This is a genomic window from Roseicyclus salinarum, assembly GCF_029624655.1.
Classification (GTDB): domain Bacteria; phylum Pseudomonadota; class Alphaproteobacteria; order Rhodobacterales; family Rhodobacteraceae; genus Roseibacterium; species Roseibacterium salinarum.
The window spans coordinates 36,594-59,374 of sequence record NZ_JARRSA010000023.1 but is presented as its reverse complement, the minus strand read 5'-3'; the positions used below and the strand labels follow the sequence as shown (position 1 = coordinate 59,374).

Below are 22,781 nucleotides of genomic sequence, written 5' to 3'. Positions count from 1 at the left end.
GGCTTCGTCTCGTTCCCGAACGGCGACACGAAGCCCATCGCCTCTGCCTCCTATTCGGTGCCCACACCTCGGGGGGAGTTGGCCGTCAGCCTGCAGCAGACGACTGCCGTGAACAGCGCCGACGAAAGCATCCTGAGAACCTCCGTCGCTGTCGACTACGACCAGGCGGTCAATGCGTTGTCGAGCTGGTCCCTGAACGGATCGCTCTTGAACGTGGATGTCCTCGGTAACAGTGCCGAGGATCAGGCCCGCGCCCAGATCGGGGTATCCTACAATCATGCCCTGACCCGTGACTGGGATCTCTCGGCGTCGCTGCGCCACAGGATCACCTATCAGGACGGGACCGAGAACAACCGCGCCAGCACACTTTCGCTTTCGCTGGAACGCAGTTTCTCCTTCAGGCCGTGATGGCGACAGAGTCGGCGCGACGGGGCAGGGGACTTATCTGGGGCCTCATCGCTTTCTGTGCCTTGGTCGAGGCGATCCTCGTCCTGGCCGACTACGGGTTTCTTGCGGATCCGCGCCTGCGCCAGAAGGCCTACGACTGGGGCGGGTTCTGGCCGGGCCTGCTGCAGGGCTGGCAGCCGAACTACCCGGGACAGGCCGTGGCGATGTTCTTCACCTACGGCTTCCTGCACGGCGGCCCGCTGCATCTTGTCGTCAACATGGTGACGCTGTGGTCGCTGGGATATGCCGTGCTCGACCGGGTCGGTGCGCTTGGTTTCGCCGGCCTCTATGGCGCATCACTTCTGGGCGGGGCGGCCGGCTTCGGCCTGATCGCGGAGACGTTCAGGCCGATGGTCGGCGCGTCGGGCGCCCTTTTCGGACTCGCCGGAGGCCTTCTGGCCTGGAATTATGTCGACCGCTTCACATTCCGCGAAGGACTCTGGCCGGTGGCGCGCGTGGTTCTGTTCCTCGTGGCGATGAACGTGGCCATGTGGTGGGCGCTTGACGGTCAACTCGCCTGGGAAACGCATCTGGGCGGCTTTCTGGTCGGCTGGATCATGGCGCTTCTGATCGATCCGCGCAGCCGGGCCAGCGTGTGATCCGCCCTGAGCGGCAATGCATCAGGCGGGCGGCGGCCGGTACCGAGATCACGCAGGCCGCGCCAGACCTCGCAGTGGACTGTCCTCCAGCACCCCGTCGATCAGCCTGGCGCACATGTCGGGATCGAGATGGGTCTTGTGGGGCGAGCTGAAGAGGACGTTCTGCAACGCGCGGATGCGAGCCTCCTCCCCGCTTTCGAGCGGAAGCCCCGCAAACTCGAACATGCGCCCGGCTGCTCCGAGAGGATCGGTCTCGATCTCGGAATAGGTCACGAGAAGATATCTCCCGGAACTTGCGGCAATGGACTGCAGGCTCTCGTTCACATATCTCCAGCGCCACAACTCGACTTCGACGAGGTTCTCGTCAGTCGGCTCCGCGAGGCGGTTGGCATCGTCCCTGCCGAAATGGGCCAGTATTCTCGGCACATCCCGGAAGTTTGCCCGGAACGACGCGGTTCCCACGCCATTCCCTATGAAGCGGTTGTACCAGGACTGCAGGTATCCGAACGGATCGCGGACATTGTGCAGGACGCGGCATCTGTCGTCTGCATGCGCCAGGGCTGCCGCCCAGGATGGGCTGCTGTTCAACTTCAGGACCAGCCGCGCCCCCGATATCGCGTCGCGCTTCAGGAAGACCGGCGGCAGGCGCCATTCATGTTCGCCGTCAAGCAGGCCGACAGCACTCAGGGCGCGGCGCAGCCGGGCCTTTTCGAGCGATCCGATACCGGCACGGCCAGCCGCCGTGAGATAGTCCTTGTCGCGCTGGCTGAGCCGGTCGCGCGCGCTTCTGCGCGTGACGGCACCGGATATCGCTTGCCTGAGCGCAGCGAGCTGTTGCGGGCCGAAATCCCCTGAAAACAGCTCTCCCCCTATACCGGCAAAGACACTGCCCGGAATTTCATTGATCTCGCTACGACACACGGTGCTGCGGCTGGCATCAAGGATATCGAGCAGCCGGTTGGACCCCGAACGCCCCTTGCCGGATATCAGGATGTAAGGGTGTTCCGTACCTTGTAGCGCCATGCGGCTTCCCAGCCTTGCCCCGAATGCGTGGACACCGGATGCATCTGCGCAGCCCGGAGGTCAAGGAGCGCGCACGTGTCCCGGATCGGCGACGCGCGCAGAGGCCCTGGATTCAGGGCACACCGATACGCGTAAATTTTACATAATAAACATTACAGGACGTATCTCGCAGCGTCTGAGCCCCGGCCCCGGGGGACAGGTCATGTCCGCCGGCCGGCCGGACCATGCGGCTCCGGATCCGCCAACCCGAACCTCCGGAAAGGCCAATGCCATGCGGCGGCTATCGCATGGCCAGGATTTCCTTCTGCACGCCCGTAAAGAAGGCCGGCAGATCGGGGCCTTCATAGTCGAGTATGCCGCGGGCATGCCGGATGCCTCGCCAGACACCCCTGACATTGGGAAATGTCAGCCGCAGGGTCAGCAGGTCCTTCAGGAACCAGGCCAGGAGCCGCCGGACCACCATGAGATGGAACCGGCGTGTGTGTTTCCACCGTGCCGCAGACTTCGCCCGGACAAAATAGGCGATATTGGCCAGGGTCAGGGTCGTCACCTGCATGCGCTTCAGGCGCGCGGCCGCGGCCTCGACATGATGTACTTTTGCCGCCTTCGACTTCACGAGCAGGCCGTGGCGCGCGTAGCGATAAGTCGCATCGAGGTCTTCGGCTGGCGAATAGGCCAGGAGGTTCCCGTCGAAGGGTTCGTGGACCGCGACCTTGCGCCGGGCTGTCAGCGCGTAGCCGGCTATGAAGGACACCGGAATGACCTCGTTGGCCAGCTCGTCGTTCAGGCTCCATGTCCGGGCACGCTCTTCGGGCAGATCGTAGCCGATGAAAGCGCGTTCCATGCTCATCATCAGAACCTCCCTCTTGAACCAGCGTGCCACGCGAGAGGACTTCGCGATCCGCTGAAACGAGGCGGCCCCCGTCAGGCCCCTCTTCTTCCGCTCGACCTGTTGCCCCCCATCCGGTCCGGCAAACGGCACGTTTCTGAAGGCAATGGCGGCGATGTGTTCTTCGTGATCGGCGGCGTAGAGTTCCAGGATGCGCTCCGCCCCGTCGGGATGCATGAACGAATCGTCGTCGATCAGGAACAGGATGTCCTTCGTCGACGCCGCGATACCCTGATTTCGCTGTGCCGGCAGGGACCGCTTTTCGGCGCGGATATAAGTCAGGGGAACATGTCGGGACAGCGCCTCGATCTCGGCCCTGGCCTCCTCGAATTCGTCGCTTGCATCGACAATCACCACCTCATCCGGGGGCCGCGTCTGCCCATATGCGTGTTCAAGGCACTTCTTCAGAACGGCCCGGCGGTTCAGGGTAGAGATGCACAGGGTCCAGCCCGGCAGGGCACGCGCCGCCATGTCGGCGGACGACCCGGAGATCGCCGCGCCAGCCGGTGCGGTAACGGGTTCACCGCCGCGTGCGAGGTACCGTTCCGGCACCTCCGCCATCGGTCCATCCACCGGGTTCAGGCCGCGGGACCGGTCGTCTTGCGGGTTCCCGGTCATTTCGCCTCCGCGTTGCTCGTCTGGCCCGGTGCGGCGGCCCTGGCGGATGTCCAGCCGAGGGCCTGCAATTGCCTGGCCTCGTACCAGGCCTTCAGTCCGTCATCCGCGTGATCGAAGATCCGCCGCGCGGACCTGACGCCGCGCATCATCCCGCGCATCTGCGGAAGGTCGAAACGACCCGTGAGACCATCCTTGAGGAATTCGGCAAGAATCCGGCGGCGCATGAGAGCGTAATAGGCGCGCTGGAGCGCGCCCTGGTTGCCGCTGCGGCGGATGTAGTAGGCCACGTTCATGGCACTGAGTTCGACGGCCGTCGCCCGGCCTATCCGGCCGCGGGCCGTCTCGAAATGATGAAGGCGCGCGGCAGGCGCAACGATCTTCACGCCGTGGCGGCCAAACCTGTATGTGGCGTCCAGATCTTCGGTCGGCGAATAGGCCATGAGCGCATCCTCGAAAGGCTCCTTCTCGGCCACCGACCGGCGAACCGTGAGAGCGTAACCGGCGATGAATGTCACGTAAGGCGCGCTGATGCGGCCATCCTCGACGGCCCGTGCCGTCTTCACATGGGTGCCGGGCGGATCGAAGGGCACGATTTTCTTGCCCGATGACTGCATGAAGACCTCGTTGTTGATCCACCTGAGGAAGGCGTTCGTCCTGAGCCATCCCCGCAATCCCCGGGACAAGTCGCCGACATCGTTCTTGCGCGCTTCCGTCTCGGGGGGCCTGTCCCGCGACGCCTCCTCGGGCGGCACCGGAACGTGCCGGCATCCGATGGCGGCGATCTCGTTCTCGGTATCGGCCTCGTAGAGTTTCAGGATTTCGGCCGCGCAATCGGGATACATCAGGCTGTCGTCATCGAGCACGAACAGGATGTCACCGGTGGCATGCGCGATGCATCTGTTCCGCTGGGCCGCCCCGGACCTCTTGGGCGCCTCGAGATAGGCAAGCGGAACGCCGGCCGCCTCCGTCAGCGGACGAATGGTGTCCGCATGCTCCTGCCAGTTGTCGCTCGCATCCACCACGACGATCTGCGAGGGCATGCGCGACTGCTGCAGGGCAAGCCTGATCGCACGGGTCAGGATCGGAAGACGGTTCAGCGTGGCGATACACAGCGTCCACGTGAGTTGGCGGCTGGACGGCTCCAAGACGACCCCGTTGGATAATTCGGGAAAAAGAAATGGCTTTTGAGAAAATCTATTGTCTCTCATGGGCATATTGCCATTCCGGCCCCCCGCTGACAACGCACGAATACTCCCGCGAACCGTCCCTGCCCGGCGCAGCGGAACCTGCCGATGGCATGGGCGATGTCGTTCCGAACGCATCCGGTCCTCCGGCTTGATGATCCCGCAAGCAGGACCGACCGGGCCACAGTGCGTTCGGGCGCACGCGGAGCGGAGCCGACCTTCGCACATGCCAGGTCGGACAAGGCATTGCAGCCGGTTAAGACATAGAACTCGGCCGCGTCCCGTACTAAGACTGCACCGCAGAGCGTTCCCGGACGCAACCTCCAGCTGCAGCGAGAAGGCACATGATCCATCCCGTCATCCTTTGCGGAGGCTCCGGAACGCGGCTGTGGCCCGTGTCGCGCAAGACATTCCCCAAGCAGTTCGCGCCGCTTCTGGGTCAGCAGAGCCTCTACCAGATGACCCTCAGGCGCCTCGCCGGCGAAACCATGGCCGCACCGCTCGTCATCACGGCGGAGGAGTTCCGTTTCATCGCCACGGAACAGGCGCGTGCGGCCGGTGTCTCGGACGCCCGCGTCATCGTCGAACCCCTGGGGCGCGACACCGCAGCAGCCGTCCTGACGGCGGCCCTGATGCTCGACGGGCAGAAGGATGCCCTGATGCTCATCGCGCCTTCCGACCATCTCATCGAGGATGCGGACGCCTTTCGTGCAGCGGTCGAGGCGGGTGTTCCGGCGGCCCGGGAAGGCGCCTTCGTCACCTTCGGCGTCACGCCCGAGCGTGCCGAAACGGGATACGGATACCTGGAGCTTGCGCAACCCGCATCCGGCACCGGGCCGGTCCCGCTGCGCAGTTTCCGGGAGAAACCGGACGCCGCCACGGCCGAGGCCTTCGTCGCCAGCGGCGGCTACCTGTGGAACGCGGGGATCTTTCTGGTGCGCGTCGCGAGCGTGCTCGAAGCCTACAAGGCCCATGCCCCGCAGATGATCGACCTGTGCCGCGCCGCCAGAGCGGGCGGCGTGCAGGACCTCGACTTCTTTCGCCTCGCTCCCGAGCCCTATGCCGCCGTGGAGCCAATCTCCTTCGATTACGCGATCATGGAGAAGGTCGATCCGGTCATGGTCGTCCCCCTGTCCTGCGGCTGGACCGATCTCGGCGCCTGGGATGCGCTCTGGGCCAACTCGGCAAGGGATGGCGACGGTAACGCCGCCGTCGGTCCGGTGACGGCGATCGATTGCTCCGGGACCTACCTGCGGTCCGAGGATCCCGACATCCAGCTCGTCGGGCTGGGGCTCAGGGGTGTCGTTGCCGTGGCCACCAAGGACGCAGTGCTTGTCGCGGACAGGGCCCGCGCCCAGGACGTGAAGCGCGTGGTGGACATGCTGCGCAAGGCAGGACAGGCCCAGGCCGACGAGTATCCGCGGTTTCACAGGCCCTGGGGATGGTACGAGACGCTCTGCCTGGGCAGTCGCTTCCAGGTCAAGCGCATCATGGTGAAGCCTGGCGGCATCCTCTCGCTGCAAAGCCACATGCACCGGTCCGAACACTGGGTGGTCGTATCGGGCACGGCCGAGGTGACGATAGGCCAGGAGACGCGGCTCGTGACGGAGAACCAGAGCGTTTACATCCCTCTTGGCGTCCGGCACCGAATGGCCAACAAGGGTCACGTGCCGATGTATCTGATAGAAGTGCAGACCGGAGCCTATCTCGGCGAAGATGATATCGTTCGGTATGAAGATGCCTATAACCGCTCGTAGTACACGGGAAATTTCGAGTGGCCGCGAGGGCTCGGCGGAACGGCTGCCGCTCTGCCGTCTCGGAAAGGTCTGAACACGATGCCTGCGGTGGCGGTCTACACATGCGCAATCGGAAAGCACGACTGGATTCACCGCCCGCGGGTCAAACCCCCGGGCATGGATTTCCTCAGATTCTCGGACAAAAGACCGTTGCGGCTCATGGGGTGGCAGCACAGGGACCTGCCCCCGATCCCGGATGCGCATACCCCGCGCCTCATGTCGCGCCTGCCGAAGCTCTGCCCGCACAAGGTCCTGCCGGACCACGACATCGCCGTCTGGATCGACAGCAGCGTGGAGGTGACGGGAGACATCACGCCGCTCATACGCCGCTTCGCGGAATCCGGTGCCGACATCGCCTTTTTCGCCCATCCCAGCGGCCGTTCCGTTGCCGAGGAACTCGACTTCGCCCTCAAGGGGCGTATCGGCCCGGAGTTCCACGAGGCCGCGGAACGACAGCGACAGAGATATGCAGACGCCGGCCTGCTCGACCACAAGGTCGTGGAAGCGTCGATCATTTTCTATCGTCTCTCGAGCGAGGCGCTCCGGGAGGCGGGCGAGGCCTGGTGGCACGAACTGACCCACTACACCGAACGGGACCAGGTCAGCCAACCCTACGCGATGCGGGACGAACGGCTGCGGATCCACTTGTGGGACTGGCACTTCAAGCAGGAGAACCCCTATTTCCGGCGGCTTCCCCATCGCCCGGGATCGCTGGTGAAGCGCCTGCAGGCCGGCGCCCGCTTTCTCGGCGACAGCCGACTTGACTACCGCTTGGTGCGGTATGCGATCCGGAGCGCCGGATCGGTCAGGCGGGCTGGACTGTCCCTGCTGTCGCGCCAGTGAATATCGGGGCGGCCGGCGTGCGGAAAGCCTGGCGCCTACTTGTAGTCGATCCGCTCCGCCGTCCGCAGCAGGCGGCGCTTGATCCAGAACTCGAGGATGCCGAGAGCCTCGGGCACCTTTCCGATGACGAGGAAGACGGCCCTGAGGGGCGGCACGCCGCGATACGTGAGCCGCAGGACCTGCGCAGGCCAGGCCATGAGCAGGAGAAGGGCCCAGGGCGTGACGAGCGCACCGATGACAGCAGCGGCTGGCAGGACGAGGCCCCAGAGGATCGCACGGCGGCTCTCGACGACCTTGTGACGCTCGGGCGGCGCCCCGTAGAGCGCCACCGCCTCGCCGTATCCGTAGCCGCCCCGGCGGTTGCGGCGCCACCACTGCCCGAACCTCGTCATGGCCACGTCGTGCAGCGTCATCTCATCCTCGAGTTGCCAGATCCGCCAGCCCTTGCGCCGCATCCGGATGCACAGTTCGGCCTCCTCCCCGACAATGGTGTCGGGGTCGTAGCCGCCGACGGCCTCGAGCGCTTCCCTGCGCATCATGACGTCTCCCCCGCAGCCCACCGTCTCGCCCGCCGGCTTCGCCCATTCCGCATCTATGAGCCAGTTCCAGATGGTGGCATCCGGATACCGCTCGCGCCGGCGGCCGCTGACGGCCGCGATATCGGGATGGGCGTCGAGAAACGCGACCGCGGTCTCGATCCAGCCTTGCTGCACCTCGCAGTCACCGTCGATGAACTGCACCAGATCGGGCGGCTCTCCGGTCTGCAGGAGATGAAAGAACCCCGCGTTCCGCGCCCGCGAAACGGTGAAAAGCCGGTTCGGGTCGAGTTCCACCACTTCGGCACCCGCCGCATGCGCGGCCTCGACGCTTCCGTCGGTCGAACCGGAATCGACGTAGACGATACGCCCCACCCGTCCCTGCAGGGAAGCGAGGCTGCGCACAAGGCGCTCGCCCTCGTTCCGGCCGATGGCGACGGCGGCAAGCTTTGCCGTATCGCTCATGCCGCCCGTGACCCGCAGGTGCCCGTTCTGCAGAGACATGGCCGCAGGAACTGTCGATGGCGCTTCATGAATACGAACCAGATGAGACGGGAGCCTTGTCCGAATTCGAGCTATACAGGGGAGGACTGAACACGGCCAGCCCCGGAACGGCCTGCAACCATTCACACAAGTGTGGAATTCTGCGGCCCGAACACATATCCGATGTGGCGTCCGAGACGAGAAATAAGCATGGCCGAGATCGCTGTCATCATTGTAAATTACGGCACCGCCGATCTGGCACTCAGCGCCGTCGAAAGCGTTTTCGCGCGCGATCACGGCGGCTGGACGGTCGAGGTGCACCTCGTCGACAACGCATCTCCCGGTGACGATGCCGAACGCATCCGGCAGAGGATCATTGACCGGGACTGGACGGACAGGATCGTCTTCTACGCCGAAACGGAAAATCTCGGTTTCGGACGTGGCAACAACGTCGTCCTGGAAGCGCTCGCCGTCCGCCCCACCCCTCCCCGGTACGTCTTCCTGCTCAATCCAGACGCCCGTCTCAAGACGGCCACCATCGCCACATTGGCAGGGTTTCTCGAGGCCAACCCCGATGCCGCGGTCGCCGGCGCGGGGATCGACAGGCCGGATGGCGGGCCGGCCGTGTCGGCCGCCTTCCGCTTTCCAGGTTTCGTGTCGGAATTCGCGAATGCCGCGAGGTTCGGTCCGATCTCGCGCCTGACGAAGCGCTGGAGCACGTCGTTGCCGCCCGATGCACCGACGCAGCAGGTCGACTGGGTACCGGGTGCTGCGTTGCTTGCCCGGTTCTCGGCATTGCTCGAAACCGGATTCTTCGATCCGGATTTCTTCCTGTATTTCGAGGAAACAGAGCTGATGCACCGCCTCCGGAAAGCAGGCTGGCAGATCTGGTATTGCCCGGAAGCCAGGGTCGAGCACGTCGCGGGCGCTGCGACCGGCATACATGCAGCCCGCCGGGAGGCACTGCCCGATTACTGGTACGAAAGCTGGCGACTCTACTTCTGCAAGACACGCGGTCCGTGGGGCGCGCGGCTCTGTGCGCTATCCCGCCTGTCGGGCAGCTACGTGCACGTGATACGCAACAGGCTCCGGGGACGCGCGCCGAGCCACGCGCAGGGCTTCACCGCGGATTTCTATCGGCTGTCGGTGCTGCCGCTGTTCCGGAAGATCGAGAATGACGTCTGAAAAACCCAAGGCGCCGCCGTTGCCGCGCGGCCGGACAAACGGCAACCCGCCCGATATCGGGTTCTGGAGCCTCGTGGCGGAGGATTACCGCACGCACGGGCGAGAATTTCTCAACCAGGGTTTCTGGACGCTCTTCTGGCACCGCTTCGGGAACTGGCGGATGTCGGTACGCCCGAAGTTCTTGCGCTGGCCGCTTACGCTGGTCTACCGGCTGATGTTCAAATGCTGCGAGTGGTTCTGCGGCATCAAGCTGTCCTACACCGTGCAGGTCGGACGCCGCGTACGCCTCGAACACTTCGGCGGCATGATCCTCGGTGCGCGGGCGATTGGTTCGGACGTCACGCTGCGCCAGAACACCACCCTAGGGATCGCATCCCGATCCGATCCGAACGCGAAGCCGGTCCTGAAGGATCATGTCGACGTGGGCGCCGGTGCCGTGATCGTGGGCGACATCGTCATCGGCCGGGGCGTGATCGTCGGTGCCAATGCCGTGGTCACCCGGTCGGTGCCGGATTACAGTGTCGTCGGCGGCGTCCCGGCACGCCTCATAAGAATGCGCGATCCTTCGGAAATCGGCGATCCGCCGGCGGCTACGAAGACCGAGAACAAGGCCGCATCAATGCGATGACATCGCGGCGAACCCCACGGCGGGTTGTTCTGCGGAAGGGGCGTGGCCGGCAGATCCCGCGCTGTCACGAAGACCTGCGGACACGGCGATGACGCACTTCTTGCCGCGTATAGGGCCTACTCTCCTGGTTTTCGTCCGATGTTTCTGCCGGGCTCACCGCGCGCGCATAGCCGATCCTGGCTGCAGGCGCCTTCACGGCCTCGTCCGCCGTCTCTGCAGCGGCCCCCAGTTCCAGCCGCCCCCATAGAGCGCCTGCAAGCAGCATGGTCACGGGAGACAGGAAGCCATTTGGAATCAGGTCGACCAGCGAGGCCGCCAGTATCACGGCAAGGACGGCCGTCACCGGCGAAACCCCTTGGCGCCGCCGGTTGAACGCCAGGAGTACGACAGGCAGCGCCAGAAGACCGAACTGGGCGAGATAGCCCACCCAACCCCTCTGGCCGATGGCAACGACCCAGGCGCCATCAGTCGTGCTGATGTCGTTGCCGGTATCGTCGAACACGCGATTCCGGCGCCACCCGCCCCATCCGAACAATGGCCTCTCCTGCGCGCGGGCGAGCAGGATGTCCTCGTTGTCGAACCGGTACTGCAACGACCCGGCGCGCCTTGTGTCGATCGTCTCCGTTATCGACACGAGGCGGTCCGTCGGGATCAGGTCGGCGCCCCGCAACATGGGATAGAGCATGATGATCGCCGCGACGATCGCCGCAAAGAGAAGCTGCGCGCGTGTCCCCAGCAACAGGACCACGGGAAGGAACACGACCGCGATGACCAATGCCCCGAGCGAATTCGCGAGAACCAGGGTCACCAGAAGCCATGCGCCCGCGAACAGGTAGAAACCGCGGCGCCGGGGTTCCAGGCATCGTGACGCCCCGAAGGCCGCCAGCGTGACAGCCGCGAGGAAGATCGCCAGCTGCAGGCCGTGCTCCATGAACACGATTGGGCGAAAGCCGCCGCCGCGGATGTTCTGCACCCAGGAACTGGGGTAGAAACCGTAGACCATCCTGTTGAGCTGCGGCGACATCCGGATCTCGTAGAGCGCCAGCAGGCTGTAGGCCAATCCGCCGACGATCAGGTATCGCAGCAGCAGGACCTGGTTTTCAGGGTGCGCGAAGAACTTTCGTCCGAGAAGAAGCGGCACCACCATCGTCAAACCCACCAGGGCAAACGAAAAGCCGTCATAAAGGCGCAGGGGCGGAAGAACCGTCGAGCCGAAGACCAACCTGTCCCCGTTCGTCAATGCAGTCATCATTGCGCCCAGGACGAGCATCACGATCCCGGCCGTGCCGAAGAAGGACCGCGGGATCCATCCCGGCATGTCGCGGACCGGGACGCCGTTCCGATCACCCCGGCGATACAGGAGGAGGGCACACACGAGCAGCGACAGCGCCGGAACGCTGGCCTTGTTGAACGTGGGCAGAAGCGGGAGGTTTATCCCGATGTCCGGAGGAAGTAGGAAGAACCCGCCCAGAATGGACAATGCGACCGCCTTGGGGAACGGCAGCAGCAGAACGAGCAAAAGGGTGACCAAGGGCCAGACGGCCAGGGCGATCGTGGTCATGGCGTCCCCTGCGATCGTGACCGCGCCGCTCCGCGGCGCGGTCGGAACGCCCGCCACGGGTGCACGCCCCCGAGATCGGAACAGCGCGGGCCCGCGCGGGTCATGGCGTCCTCCCCGCCCCGCTTCCGGACCTCATGGACAGAGCCCCGCGGGCAAGCGCGGGCAGGATCGCCACGCAGCTAGCGTACCGGCGGAACAGCCGTCGGGGATCATTGGACAGCCGCCACAGCCATTCCAGCGCCAGCGCACGGACCAGACGCGGCGCCCGTCTCTGTGTCCCGGCCACGAAATCGATACCGGCCCCGACGGAGACAAACCCGACCGCGGGTAAGGCCCTCAGGGCCCGTGCAGCGAAGATCTCCTGCTTCGGGGCGCCCAGGGCGAGAAGACACAGCCTGGTCCCGGATCGCCCGAGATCCTCGATCAGCGCGTCGGCCTTGGCGGATTCGGGATCAAAACCCATGGGCGGCGACAGAAGCGCAGGGATGTCCAGGCCCGCATGGCTGGCACGGAGCCTGTCCGCCGCCTTGGCGAGGGTCTCGGGCGTCGCGCCCAGCAAGGCCAGCGGGACTCCCAGGTCAGCGCACAATGCGACAAGGGGCTCGACGAGGTCCGACCCGGTGACGAGGCTGATGCGGCGTCCGGCCAGCCGGGAAAGCCAGACCACGGGCCGGCCATCAGCGGTCACATGGGTTTGCGCGGCGTAGGCACGCCGAAACGAGGGATCCTGTCGCAGCTTGACGGCATGGTCGAGATTCATCGTCGCGACAGCAAAGCCCTGCCTGCGCACGAGGCGGCTGCGCAGATCCTCCAGAAGAGCGGCCTGCGACGGAACCGTGATTGCCTCAAGAAGTGCCATGTCGCGTCCCAGGCGCTGGTTCGTCATCTTCACACTGGACCCTACCCTAATTCCACCCGGTCTGGCGGGCCATGCCCGAATGGCGCGCTGCACCGACGCGATGCGGCCTTCACGAGCGGTGGCCATGCCGGCACGATACCGCAGCACCCTTCGATATGATGCTTTCGCCCAAGTGAACCTCGCCCGAAAGACGGGAAAACGGTACGGACCTGCCCTTCCATCGAACCTCGATTAACGGTTTGTTGGGAAAATGACGGTATTTTGAAGTTTCTGGACGTCCTTCGCGCTGTCCTTGCGCTGTCCACGGACGGGGCGTCCTCCCAACCCGAGAAAATCATCAGACACGGACGCCTGCCGCCGGTGCAGAATGGTCAGGCACCGTTCGCATGTCTGAGCCTGCAGCACCCGTCGGAAAGGTTGCGACGATGGACCAGTTCGAAAACCACATCACCGGTCTCGAAAGCCCGGCCACCCGCCTGTTCGAGATCACTCCCAGCGATGCGAGCCCTCTCGCTCTCGCCACCCGCGCAATCTGTGTCGAAACCGACGGGTTTGTTCGGGTGACAACGGTGGGTGGCGATACCGGACGGGTGTTCATACCCGCGGGCGTCCCTTTCCCGCTGCGGGCGACGCATGTGCTGGCAACCGGCACGACGGCAACGGGCATCACGGGGCTTGCCTGATGGGACATCTCGGCCTCGGCCTCCGCCTGGGCATGGTCCGTGCCCGTCCGGCAGAAGCGGCGCCGCTTCTGCCGCTACTCTCTGCCGGACCGAACGTGGCGGGCAGTGCCCCCGAAGGCGGGGTACTGGTCTCGGATGAATCCGACAGCTGGACAATCGGCGTGGCGGCCGCAAGCGTCCTCGCGCGCGAGTATCGCTTCCTGCTTGACGGCGCGGTTGCTGCAGGCCCCGGAACATCGGCAAGCGTGGCGGTACCTGCGGGCAGCGGGGGCCGGTTCTACCGCTTCGAGATCCGCGTCACCGTGGCCGAGGGCGGGGGCGCACGATCCGCCTGGACAGCGATCGCGGCGGGCACGGTTGCCGAGGCGCTGACGCTGAACCAGACGGCGGACGGAGAGCTGGAACTCGACGACACGGACGGCACGATCACCGTCACGATCACGAGCCCCTCATGGTATGCGCACTACGACGCAGGCAACGGCGCGGGCGTGTTCAACTTCGACAGCGGCGCACTCGCCACCGGCCCGGTCAACCTCGTTCCGCCGCAGATCATCGATGATGGCACCCCGGCGGAGGGCGAAGCGCTGACGCTGATCCCCGGTCTCTGGATCTACGACCCCGACGCCGGCGGACTTGGCGCGCCGTCCTACCAATGGCAGGCCGACGGCGCAGGAAACGGCACCTTTGCCAGCATCCCGGGAGCGGATTCCGGCAGCTACACGCTGAGCCCGGGCGAAAGCGGCGACGATGTGCGGGTCCTGGAGAGCCTGTCCGACAACGGAGGAAGCCGCACGGTGAGCAGCGCGGCCGTGAGCGTGGCGGCGCCGGCAGCGACCTTCATGGTGGCATATGCCGGCGGGACACAGCTCCCCGCCCCCGCGGGCAACCCGACGACGGGCATCGTATCGATCGGAGCGGCGGATGCGAACCGCTGGGTCGTTCTTGTGGTGCGGACGATCCAGAACGCGGCGGGAGCGCCGGCGATGAACGCGGTCACGGTCGGCGGCGTGCCCTGCACGACGCTGGTTCAGCCGACATTCCAGAGCCGTTTCAGCGGTATCTTCATTGCCAATGCGAAGATCACGACGGGCGCTGAAACATCCTTCTCTCTTGATTGGCTCATCACCCCGGATGCCGGTGCTTTCGTGCGGGTCGATGCCTATACGATCCTCGCATCAAAGGCGCCGACCCTTGTGAACGCCACCAACGACGGTGGATCGGGGTTCATCGACCTTGCCGTTCAGGCCGGGGATGCGGTCATCGCATCGGTTGTCTTCAAGAACGGTATCGATCCGTCGGGGGGATGGGCAGGTGTCACGCACCGCCACTCCCTCACCTTCGGCACAGGGATTCTCGCGGATGACTGGGGGAGCCTGGCAGACGACCTCTATATCACCGCGCCCTCTACGCTTAGGGTATCGAACAACCAGACAGGCACCCTGGTGGGCGCCCTGCTCAAGGAGACGCCGTGATGGCAGGAAAGGCACGCTTTGCATCCAGCGCACTCGACGGGCAGACCGTGACGCTCTCGGTGTCCAAGGGCGACGTGACACGGGGGCCGGTGACGATAAGCGCGTGGAAGACCACCCCCGCTCTCACCGTATCCGTGAGCCGCTATCCGGCGGACAACGTGCTGCCCGGCGAGGTCGTGATCTTCTTCGTCACCGGGGTCTCCGGGTGGGTGGGTAACGACCACGAGGACCTCGATTTCGAGTGGAACTTCGGGGAAAGCGGCGCGACCTACGAGGTCGCCACCGATCTTCCGGGCGGCCAGAACGCCGATGTCGAGTTCGGCCGTGTCGTGTCGCACGCCTACACGACAACGGGTGTGAAGGACGTCTCCGTGACGGTGCGCGCCCACGGTCAGGTGGTGAAGACGCTCAACCTGCCGGCGTTCACGGTGCAGGACCCAGACACCGTGGCCTGGGATCACGATATCTACGTCGATTTCGGCGAAGTGTCCGGCACGCCCGACTTCATCGGCGCCCCGGTGGCGGGCGGCGGGGTCAGGCACATCTGGTCCATCGAGGGCCTGCAGGCTGTCCCGATCCTGCCCGGACAGAGCACGCGGATCAGCTTCAAGAGGGGTGAGACCTTCACATGGAACGCGTCTGCCGTCGACGTCCCGGGTCGCGCCTACGTCACGAGCGCCAGGTTCGGTGCCGGGGCACGCCCGAAGGCCATCGGCGGCCCCGGCGTCACGACGGGAACGAACGACCTCACGTTCTTCAACCCCGGCACCACGTCGGGCAGCCGCTTCGCCGTCTACGGCATGGATTTCGATGGAACCTACGATCCCGTCACGGGCAGGCACAACGGCAGCGGGCACTGCGAGGTCGTCAACACCCAGGAGGCCAGTGGCGGGGGCGTGCTCTACCGATCCTTCTTCCGGTCGGCCGCAACGGGCATGCGCTTCTATTACAACAGCACCGGCACCTTCCAGCAGGTCGTCTCCAACGCGCTGACCTATGTCGGAATGTGCGATGTCGATGTACGCGACTGGTCAAACTACGGCTCCGGCCAGTTCGGCGGCTGGTCGCGGATCGGCATCACGGGCTGCAACTTCATCCAGAACCCGCTGGCGCTCCTGCGTGACGACAAGAAGGATTCGCTGACGGAGGCAGCGGATCACGGACCGCTGCGTCTGACCGTCAGCGACTACCTCGGGGTCTGCAACTGCAATCTCTTCAGTTCGACCGGCTGGTCGACCTATGGCGACGACAATGCGGTGCAGCCATGCCTGCGCGTCTACCCGGCCTACGAAATCCCCGACGACGGGATCAAGCCGTTCACCATGACGGTGGTCAACATCCAGAGGAACCGGGGAACGTCCAACAACTTCCTGAACTTCGGGCGCAACCGGGACGACGTGGCGGGCCTGGACGCCGGATACATGCCCCGCTGCGCCTGCGTCGTGGACCGCAATGAGTTTTCGTTCCAGCGCCAGAACAACGGATACTTCGTCGTCACGAGCATGTCCGGCGTCTATGTCCGCAACAACGTCGTCTACTATCCCGACAGCTACTCATCGGCGAACCGCAACAACCGTGTGCTGTCCGTCAGCACGCCGAACACGACCCAGTGGTCGTTCGAGGACGGGTATTTCACAGATCCGGTCGTCCTCGCCTTCAACACCGTCGTGTCCGACCGTTCCAACGCCTCGGGCGGCGCTTCCGGGCGACCGCTGGAACTGGTGAAGGTCCCCGAGGAGGAAGGCGCGTGGCTGGGCGCTCCGATCACCGAGGCGCACAACGTTGTCTGGGCGCGCAACCACCCGAACGCGGGGGACTTCACCGACTACACGCCGCTGGATCGCGCAGAGCTCTTCCGGCCCGTCACCGGGTCGGCGGCCATCGACGCGGTATCCTCGGGAAAGATCCCGGTGCGCGATTTTGCCGGCAACCTGCGCGGGGCGAACACGAATGCCGGGGCGCATGACACCGAGAGTGCGTCGGCGGGCACCGTACCAGCCCCCGTGAACGCCACGCCCCCGACGATTGCAGCGCTTTCGGCCTTCCCGGGGGAGTATTATGTAAGTGATGCGGGCGACTGGTCGAACTGGTCCCTGTTCGACCGCTACGCCGCGGAGTGGCAGTGGCGACACGACGGGACTCCGGTGACCGAGAGCTTCCTGAACTTCTGGAGCGAAGACGGCGTTGTCCGGTGGATCGCGGACGCCGACCCCGGAACGCCGACATGGACGCAGGCCTGGCGGCGCAGGAATGCCTCCGACACACCAGCCCAGGCGAACGGCACCTATAACGAGATCGGCGGTATCGCGACTGTCAGCGAGACGATCAACCCCGGCCTCGGCGCGCATACGCTCTGGGTGGTGTGGAAGGCGACGAACAACACGGTCGACCAGGGCCCGGTCGGCCTACCCAGCACCAGCACGGGCAGCGTGCAGATCGCGACCACGGATGCGATCTGGACATTCGCCGGCAACGGAGACGGCACCTACCGGGTGACCCGGACCCCGACTAAGACCGGGAACCTGACGTGCCGGATGACCGCCACGAACCGCTCGGGGCAGAGGGTGTCGGCGGAAAGTGCGGCCGTTGCGCTTGGCGCCTGAAGACAGGTGCAAACGGTGCGCGACAGGCGCGGAGCGGGGACGAGAGCCTCGGCCGCGCCGCCAGAAAAGCGTTGTCACCTATCGGGCGTTATCGCATGGTTCCGCTGCTTTCCAGCAGGTGTATCGATGGGCGGGAAGCACATTGTGACATGAAATCACCCGGGGTCCGGAGGGTCGTCTTGAGGCACGAAAACCTCGCCAATGCCGTGATCATCTACGGTTCCGTGAGGTCCGGCACCACCATGTTCCGGCTGATGCTGCGGGGTCATCCGGCTCTCCTGGAGATCGGAGAGAAACGCTACATCACCTGGTACAGCCGCTTTCAGCCAGACGGGACGCTGAAAGTCGATCACCGCAACCTCTTCGTGGACCGCGTCTTCGTGAAGCGCGGCTTCGGGAAGCGCCCAGATCTCGACGGCCTGGACCTGATCGACGATCTGGTCGGCCAGCGCAGGCAGGGGCGCGAAGGGCTGTCGGTGATCACCTTCCATGCCGATCTGCCGAAGATCCTGCGGATTTTTCCCGATTGCCGCATACTGCACATCGTCCGCGATCCCCGGGATGTCGCCGTTTCTGTGCGGCGGCTGGGATGGGCCGGCAACGCCTACTTCGCGGCCGATCCGTGGCTGGCGGCCGAGCGCGATTTCGAAAAGGCGCAGCCGCATCTGAGCCCAGGACAGGTACTTACCGTGAAGTACGAGGATCTCGTGATGACGCCCGAACCGGAGTTGCACCGGGTTTGCGACTTTCTGGGTGTCGCCTTTGACCCGGGGCTGTTCGGCTACACCGAGAACACGAACTTCGAGAAACCGAAGGAATCATACGTCGAGCGGTGGCGCAGCACGCTTTCGAAGCGGGATGTGAGGCTGGTCGAACTGCGCTGCGGCGCATTGATGGAACAGCGTGGCTATGTCAGGGCGACCGAAGACGCGAGACCCCTCTCCGGGACCGAAGTCGCCTACCTGAAATGGGACAATCGCGCGCGCAAGCTGGCCGGCGACATGCAGACCTTCGGGGCGATAAACGTGATCGGTGCGCAGCTCGGCGCGAAGCTGGGATTGCTCAGGATGCGGGATCACTTCAATCGCCGGATCCACGCGATCACGAACGCGAACCTGAAATAGGCCACCGGCCTGGAAGCCTCCCTTGCCAGACCGCGCACGCGTCGGTTTCGCTTGGTCAATTGGCGATCCTTCGCGCAGAACCGGCAAACTTCTGCTCAAGGCGCGTGCTTGCAGATAGCGTTATTCTCCCAGATGAAGTAATTTGAAATACACTTGTCGGAGCAGCGCCCGAGAAACCGCGCGGGATGGGGATTTGACGCTGCTTCGACCAAGGCTGTTCATCAATTCGAGAGGATTGGTGTAATAATAAGGAAAAGGGACAGCCACAAAGGCTGCTCCAAAGAAAAACAGGGCAAACTCGAGCAGTAGCCCAAAAAAAACACGAGACGCGAAACATCACGTTTTGCGCCAAGGCTTTGGTTTGTCTCGTAAAAAAAAGAGGCAGAAAATGGGGCATGGCTTCAGGGGCACATCGGCGAATTCGGGCAATTGCTTCGGCTTACTTGGGGGCACGCCCCCAGCGATAATCAGGGCGACGGCCGATCGTTGCAATCGCGTCTGCCCGGATCAAGCAACGGAAAGATCCATGAAATGACGGCCGAAGTACGCCCCCTGCACGACAGGGACATGCTGATGCTGGCGCAACGCCTGCGCGAGATGGACCGACTGGAAATCGCCTCGGTCATGCCGAACGCGCCACTGGAGGAGGCGCTCCTGCAGTCCGGCCGCGCCAGTGTACGTTCCCGCGCCGGTTTTTGGCATGGCGAACTGGTCGCCTGCTGGGGCATCGTACCGCGAGACGCGCAATCCACGCAGGGCGCTCCCTGGCTTCTGGCCACGGATGCGATCGACGATCCCGATGTCCGGCGCGCCTTTGTCAGACACGGCCGAGACGAGATGCACCGTCTCGTCAACGGCTTTCAGTATCTCTGGAACATCGTGCACCGGGACAACGGCCCGGCACGGCGCTGGCTTCGCGTCATGGGTTTCGAATTCCGCGACCCGCGGGAATACCTGATTTCGGGCGAGCCCTTCGTCCGTTTTGAAATGGAGACCGCCTAATGTGTGTTCCATTTCTGATCGATCTTCTGATAGAGGCAAACCAGAACGGCCAAGGCTCGGGAAATCCCACCCTTCCGCCGGTCTTCCCTCCCCCGGACCCGGAGGAGCCGGATACTGAACCTCCGCCTCCGCCGCCTCCGACACCACCCGAGCCGGAGCCTGAGCCCGAGCCCGAGCCCGAGCCTGAGCCGGAGCCTGAGCCCGAGCCTGAGCCTGAGCCCGAGCCTGAGCCTGAGCCTGAGCCCGAGCCGGAGCCCGAGCCTGAGCCGGAGCCTGAGCCCGAGCCTGAGCCTGAGCCCGAGCCTGAGCCGGAGCCTGAGCCCGAGCCGGAGCCTGAGCCTGAGCCTGAGCCGGAGCCTGAGCCCGAGCCGGAGCCTGAGCCGGAGCCTGAGCCCGAGCCTGAGCCTGAGCCGGAGCCCGAGCCTGAGCCGGAGCCTGAGCCCGAGCCTGAGCCGGAACAGGAACAGACTGGCCGGGAACAGCCAATTACTGAAAACATGCCTGTGGCTGCCGGGCGGGTGACCACGCTCGACACGACGCTCGAGAACGTGAGTTCGATCACGATCACCGGAAAACCCGCCCTGGGCAACCTGACGGTCAATCCGGACAAGACGTTGGCATTGGTGCTGACCGGAACCGATTACTCGGGACCGCTGTCATTCGAATACACCGCGACCTTCGAGGACGGAACGACCCAGACTCTGAGCCATACCGTCGAGGTCCAGCCCTTGACCCAGCTCAAGGGCTGGGCCACCGGCGAAAACATCTACATGCTCGAGACCGAAGAACGCGGCGACCTCGTCGTGGAGCACGGAGACGAACACCGTGCAGTCCACGTGACGAACTCGGGAGCCGGTCTGTCGAGGGCCGATATCGCCGCCGTGCACGGTGTTGCGAGTTCAGAGGTCACCGCGTCATGGCTTCTTGAACACCCGGAATATGGTTCGACCCCCGACCTCGCGCTCGACGAGGAAATGGGGCGTGAACTCTGGGGGGCGCTTACGGACAACCCCGGTTCACACTGGCTTCTGCTCGAAAAGGGATACGAATACGACATCAACATCCTTCCCGAAGGCGCCAGCGGGGAATCCGAACTGCATCCGCTCTATATCGGGGCCTATGGCGAAGGGGCGCATCCCCTGCTGTCCACGGTCATCAACCAGGGCAGCCTGGGATCGAACATCGTGGTCCAGGGCATCCAGTTCGGCGAAGATCTCGACCTGAAGAACGGCGCCAACGTGCTTCTGAGCAATCTTGTTCTCGACGGGAACATGCTCACGCTGATGGGCACGCGCGGCAACATGATGGAGGGGGTCACCCTTCGCGACTCGGCAATCTATGACTCGGTCAAGGATGAGGCCGTCGGGGATCGCTGGGGGGACGCCGACCGGGTCCAGGGACTGTTCGCCAAGAGCATCGACGGCCTGCTGATCGATGGCGTGTTCTTCGACCACAATGGCTGGGAGGAAGGCTACAGTCCCGACGGGGACAAGGACTTCGGCCAATGGCCGAGCAAGATGAGCCACAACGTCTATCTTCAGTTCGACATCTCGGACATCACGTTCCGGGACAACATCTCCATGCGTGCGGCCTCGGCCGGCGCACAGATCCGTCCCGGCGGGTTCATCGAGGACAATGCCATCATCGACAACGATGGTGGCCTTGCGGCTAATGCGGGCGAGTCCGCGGGCGATGGCACTACAACCGGCCACTTCTCGTTCCTGTCGGACAATCTCGTCACGTCAGGGGGCGCGAAGGAGACGGACCAGACCTCGTCCCTCACTTGGAGCCTTCAGCCCATCGTTGCGGCCAGCCTTCTGGACAACATCATCGCCCATCTGGCCGACCCCAACAATCCTGAGGAGTTCGCGGAGAAATTCGGCAACGGTGCGGCGTCCATCGACCGCGACGCCTACTTCGACGACACCGTGGTCTACAACTGGATCGCGCAGAACTTCTGGGGCAACGCACTCCTGAAGAATGCCGACAAGAACGTGGAGAACGTGGACCCGGAACTGGCGGATCAAACCACCATCCAGAACTTCACCGCCGCGCTTCTCGGCCAGTCTAGTGCAACGATCGACGATCTGGGTGAGTTCATTCGCGCACAATTCGCCGAAGGTCTGCCCAACGCCGTGACGTCCGACGACATCATCGCGTATTTCCAGAAGACCTTCGGCCTGTACGACGCCCCGCGGACGGAGGCGGAAACGGTTCGTTTCGTGCCTAACGATCTGGCCGACGGCGTTCGCTGGGACAACAGGATCAACTGGACGACAGAAGATCTGCCTGGCACCGTCGAGGGCGACAGCGTCGATCTCGGGGGTAACTGGGTGATCTTCGGGACGATCACCGGCACGATCGAGAATCTCGAATTCGGCTCCGGCGGTCGTCTCGCCCTGACAAGCGGACGCCTCAACGTCGACGGCGAAACGAGTGTCGGCGCACTTGGCGGTGAGATCGACATCAGCAGGGCCGGCCAGCTCTGGATGAACGACTACCATGACGAAGATGAACTCGACATCGACGTTGAAGGCGGGCGTTTCGCCAACAAGGGCTTCTTCGACGGGCTGCTCGACATGCATGTCACCGGCGGACAGGCGCTTCTGGGCGTCGACGACGCCGAGATGGAACTCAACCAGGGCAGCGTTCTGACCGTCGAGAGCAGCAAGGCGAAGGTCGGCTTCGACGGCCGGGAGGACGGCGTCTCGATCCTCAGGATGGAGACCGGAAGCGAGTTGCGCATGGTGGCCGACGCCGACGGCTTCAGCACGATCGGCGAATTCCGCTCGGGTGCCCTCGGCGATACGCCGAAGGTGCTTTCGGCCTTCGACATGGGCGAGGGAACGCTCTTGATCGATGTCGGCGCCATCGCCGGAGGGCAGGCCCGCGAGGAGGTGCTCGTCGATACCGACCAGATCGTCGGCATGTTCGACGGGGTGGAGTTCATCGGGCTCGGTCCGGACCAGGACGCAACGCTGACCGTGGACTACGACGCCGACCGGGTGACCGTCACCCTCGGGGTGGCTGGCCAGGGCTCGGGGCAGATGAGCGTGACGACCGTGGGCGACATGCTGAACGCTGCCGAGGACGCCGAGATCTGGGACAGCCTGACAGAGGGCCAGGGCACCTACGAGGAAGCGGACAGCGATGTGCCGGAGCCGACCCTCGGCGAGGAGGAAGACGTCGCCGCCTGACCGGTGCAAGCCCGGCGATTTTCGCATGCGAAACGGGGGCCGCGTCGGC

General features: G+C 64.6%; 17 protein-coding genes and 1 pseudogene. 12 read left to right on the top strand and 6 right to left on the bottom strand.

Annotation, left to right across the window (positions count from 1 at the left end; translation table 11 throughout):
* Together P6F26_RS14490 and P6F26_RS14485 are read left to right on the top strand one after the other, a co-directional pair.
* Positions 1 to 408 (top strand): annotated as a pseudogene (locus tag P6F26_RS14490) (hypothetical protein); the annotation flags it as partial.
* Positions 409 to 470: 62 nt separating this feature from the next.
* Complete coding sequence (locus tag P6F26_RS14485; protein WP_278029411.1) at positions 471 to 1,046, top strand: rhomboid family intramembrane serine protease; 576 nt, start codon at positions 471 to 473, stop codon at positions 1,044 to 1,046.
* Positions 1,047 to 1,094: 48 nt separating this feature from the next.
* On the opposite strand, the gene P6F26_RS14480 is transcribed toward P6F26_RS14485, so the two are convergent.
* From P6F26_RS14480 to P6F26_RS14470, 3 genes are all read right to left on the bottom strand, one after another.
* A complete protein-coding gene (locus P6F26_RS14480; RefSeq protein WP_278029410.1) occupies positions 1,095 to 2,069 on the bottom strand; it encodes a sulfotransferase domain-containing protein in 975 nt (324 codons plus the stop codon).
* Between the two features lie 280 nt (positions 2,070 to 2,349).
* Positions 2,350 to 3,576, bottom strand: coding sequence for a glycosyltransferase family 2 protein (locus P6F26_RS14475; RefSeq protein WP_278029409.1), 1,227 nt, complete (start codon positions 3,574 to 3,576; stop codon positions 2,350 to 2,352).
* Positions 3,573 to 4,898, bottom strand: coding sequence for a glycosyltransferase family 2 protein (locus tag P6F26_RS14470; RefSeq protein ID WP_278029408.1), 1,326 nt, complete (start codon positions 4,896 to 4,898; stop codon positions 3,573 to 3,575). The genes P6F26_RS14475 and P6F26_RS14470 overlap by 4 nt, the downstream gene beginning before the upstream one ends.
* A gap of 206 nt (positions 4,899 to 5,104) precedes the next feature.
* Between P6F26_RS14470 and P6F26_RS14465 the strand changes: the two genes are divergently transcribed.
* Together P6F26_RS14465 and P6F26_RS14460 are read left to right on the top strand one after the other, a co-directional pair.
* A complete protein-coding gene (locus P6F26_RS14465) occupies positions 5,105 to 6,517 on the top strand; it encodes a mannose-1-phosphate guanylyltransferase/mannose-6-phosphate isomerase (RefSeq protein ID WP_278029407.1) in 1,413 nt (470 codons plus the stop codon).
* Positions 6,518 to 6,673: 156 nt separating this feature from the next.
* The gene (locus P6F26_RS14460) at positions 6,674 to 7,399 is read left to right on the top strand and encodes a glycosyltransferase domain-containing protein (RefSeq protein ID WP_278029406.1); all 726 of its coding nucleotides are present in this window, start codon (positions 6,674 to 6,676) and stop codon (positions 7,397 to 7,399) included.
* Positions 7,400 to 7,434: 35 nt separating this feature from the next.
* Here the strand turns inward: P6F26_RS14460 and P6F26_RS14455 are convergent, their stop codons facing one another.
* The gene (locus P6F26_RS14455) at positions 7,435 to 8,400 is read right to left on the bottom strand and encodes a glycosyltransferase family 2 protein (RefSeq protein ID WP_278029405.1); all 966 of its coding nucleotides are present in this window, start codon (positions 8,398 to 8,400) and stop codon (positions 7,435 to 7,437) included.
* A gap of 228 nt (positions 8,401 to 8,628) precedes the next feature.
* Between P6F26_RS14455 and P6F26_RS14450 the strand changes: the two genes are divergently transcribed.
* Both P6F26_RS14450 and P6F26_RS14445 read left to right on the top strand, forming a co-directional pair.
* The gene (locus P6F26_RS14450) at positions 8,629 to 9,603 is read left to right on the top strand and encodes a glycosyltransferase family 2 protein (protein ID WP_278029404.1); all 975 of its coding nucleotides are present in this window, start codon (positions 8,629 to 8,631) and stop codon (positions 9,601 to 9,603) included.
* A gap of 19 nt (positions 9,604 to 9,622) precedes the next feature.
* Positions 9,623 to 10,231, top strand: a complete 609-nt coding sequence (locus P6F26_RS14445; protein WP_278029403.1) for a serine O-acetyltransferase — start codon at positions 9,623 to 9,625, stop codon at positions 10,229 to 10,231.
* A gap of 64 nt (positions 10,232 to 10,295) precedes the next feature.
* On the opposite strand, the gene P6F26_RS14440 is transcribed toward P6F26_RS14445, so the two are convergent.
* Entirely contained in the window at positions 10,296 to 11,792 is a 1,497-nt protein-coding gene (locus P6F26_RS14440) for an O-antigen ligase family protein (RefSeq protein WP_278029402.1), read from the bottom strand.
* A 100-nt stretch (positions 11,793 to 11,892) separates the two neighbouring features.
* Entirely contained in the window at positions 11,893 to 12,651 is a 759-nt protein-coding gene (locus tag P6F26_RS14435; protein WP_278029401.1) for a WecB/TagA/CpsF family glycosyltransferase, read from the bottom strand.
* 425 nt (positions 12,652 to 13,076) lie between these two features.
* Between P6F26_RS14435 and P6F26_RS14430 the strand changes: the two genes are divergently transcribed.
* The 6 genes from P6F26_RS14430 to P6F26_RS14405 all read left to right on the top strand — a co-directional run bounded on the left by P6F26_RS14430 (position 13,077) and on the right by P6F26_RS14405 (position 22,732).
* Positions 13,077 to 13,334 (top strand): spike base protein, RCAP_Rcc01079 family, encoded by a 258-nt coding sequence (locus P6F26_RS14430; protein WP_278029400.1) that lies wholly within the window; start codon positions 13,077 to 13,079, stop codon positions 13,332 to 13,334.
* On the top strand, positions 13,334 to 14,806 hold the full coding sequence (locus tag P6F26_RS14425; RefSeq protein ID WP_278029399.1) for a hypothetical protein: 1,473 nt from the start codon (positions 13,334 to 13,336) through the stop codon (positions 14,804 to 14,806). Before P6F26_RS14430 ends, P6F26_RS14425 begins: the two co-directional genes overlap by 1 nt.
* Positions 14,806 to 17,409: a hypothetical protein gene (locus tag P6F26_RS14420; protein ID WP_278029398.1), complete on the top strand. Its 2,604-nt coding sequence runs from the start codon at positions 14,806 to 14,808 to the stop codon at positions 17,407 to 17,409. Before P6F26_RS14425 ends, P6F26_RS14420 begins: the two co-directional genes overlap by 1 nt.
* A gap of 179 nt (positions 17,410 to 17,588) precedes the next feature.
* Positions 17,589 to 18,533: a sulfotransferase family protein gene (locus P6F26_RS14415; protein WP_278029397.1), complete on the top strand. Its 945-nt coding sequence runs from the start codon at positions 17,589 to 17,591 to the stop codon at positions 18,531 to 18,533.
* Positions 18,534 to 19,100: 567 nt separating this feature from the next.
* Positions 19,101 to 19,535, top strand: coding sequence for a hypothetical protein (locus P6F26_RS14410; RefSeq protein WP_278029396.1), 435 nt, complete (start codon positions 19,101 to 19,103; stop codon positions 19,533 to 19,535).
* The gene (locus tag P6F26_RS14405) at positions 19,535 to 22,732 is read left to right on the top strand and encodes a hypothetical protein (RefSeq protein ID WP_278029395.1); all 3,198 of its coding nucleotides are present in this window, start codon (positions 19,535 to 19,537) and stop codon (positions 22,730 to 22,732) included. Before P6F26_RS14410 ends, P6F26_RS14405 begins: the two co-directional genes overlap by 1 nt.
* Positions 22,733 to 22,781 lie beyond the last annotated feature (49 nt).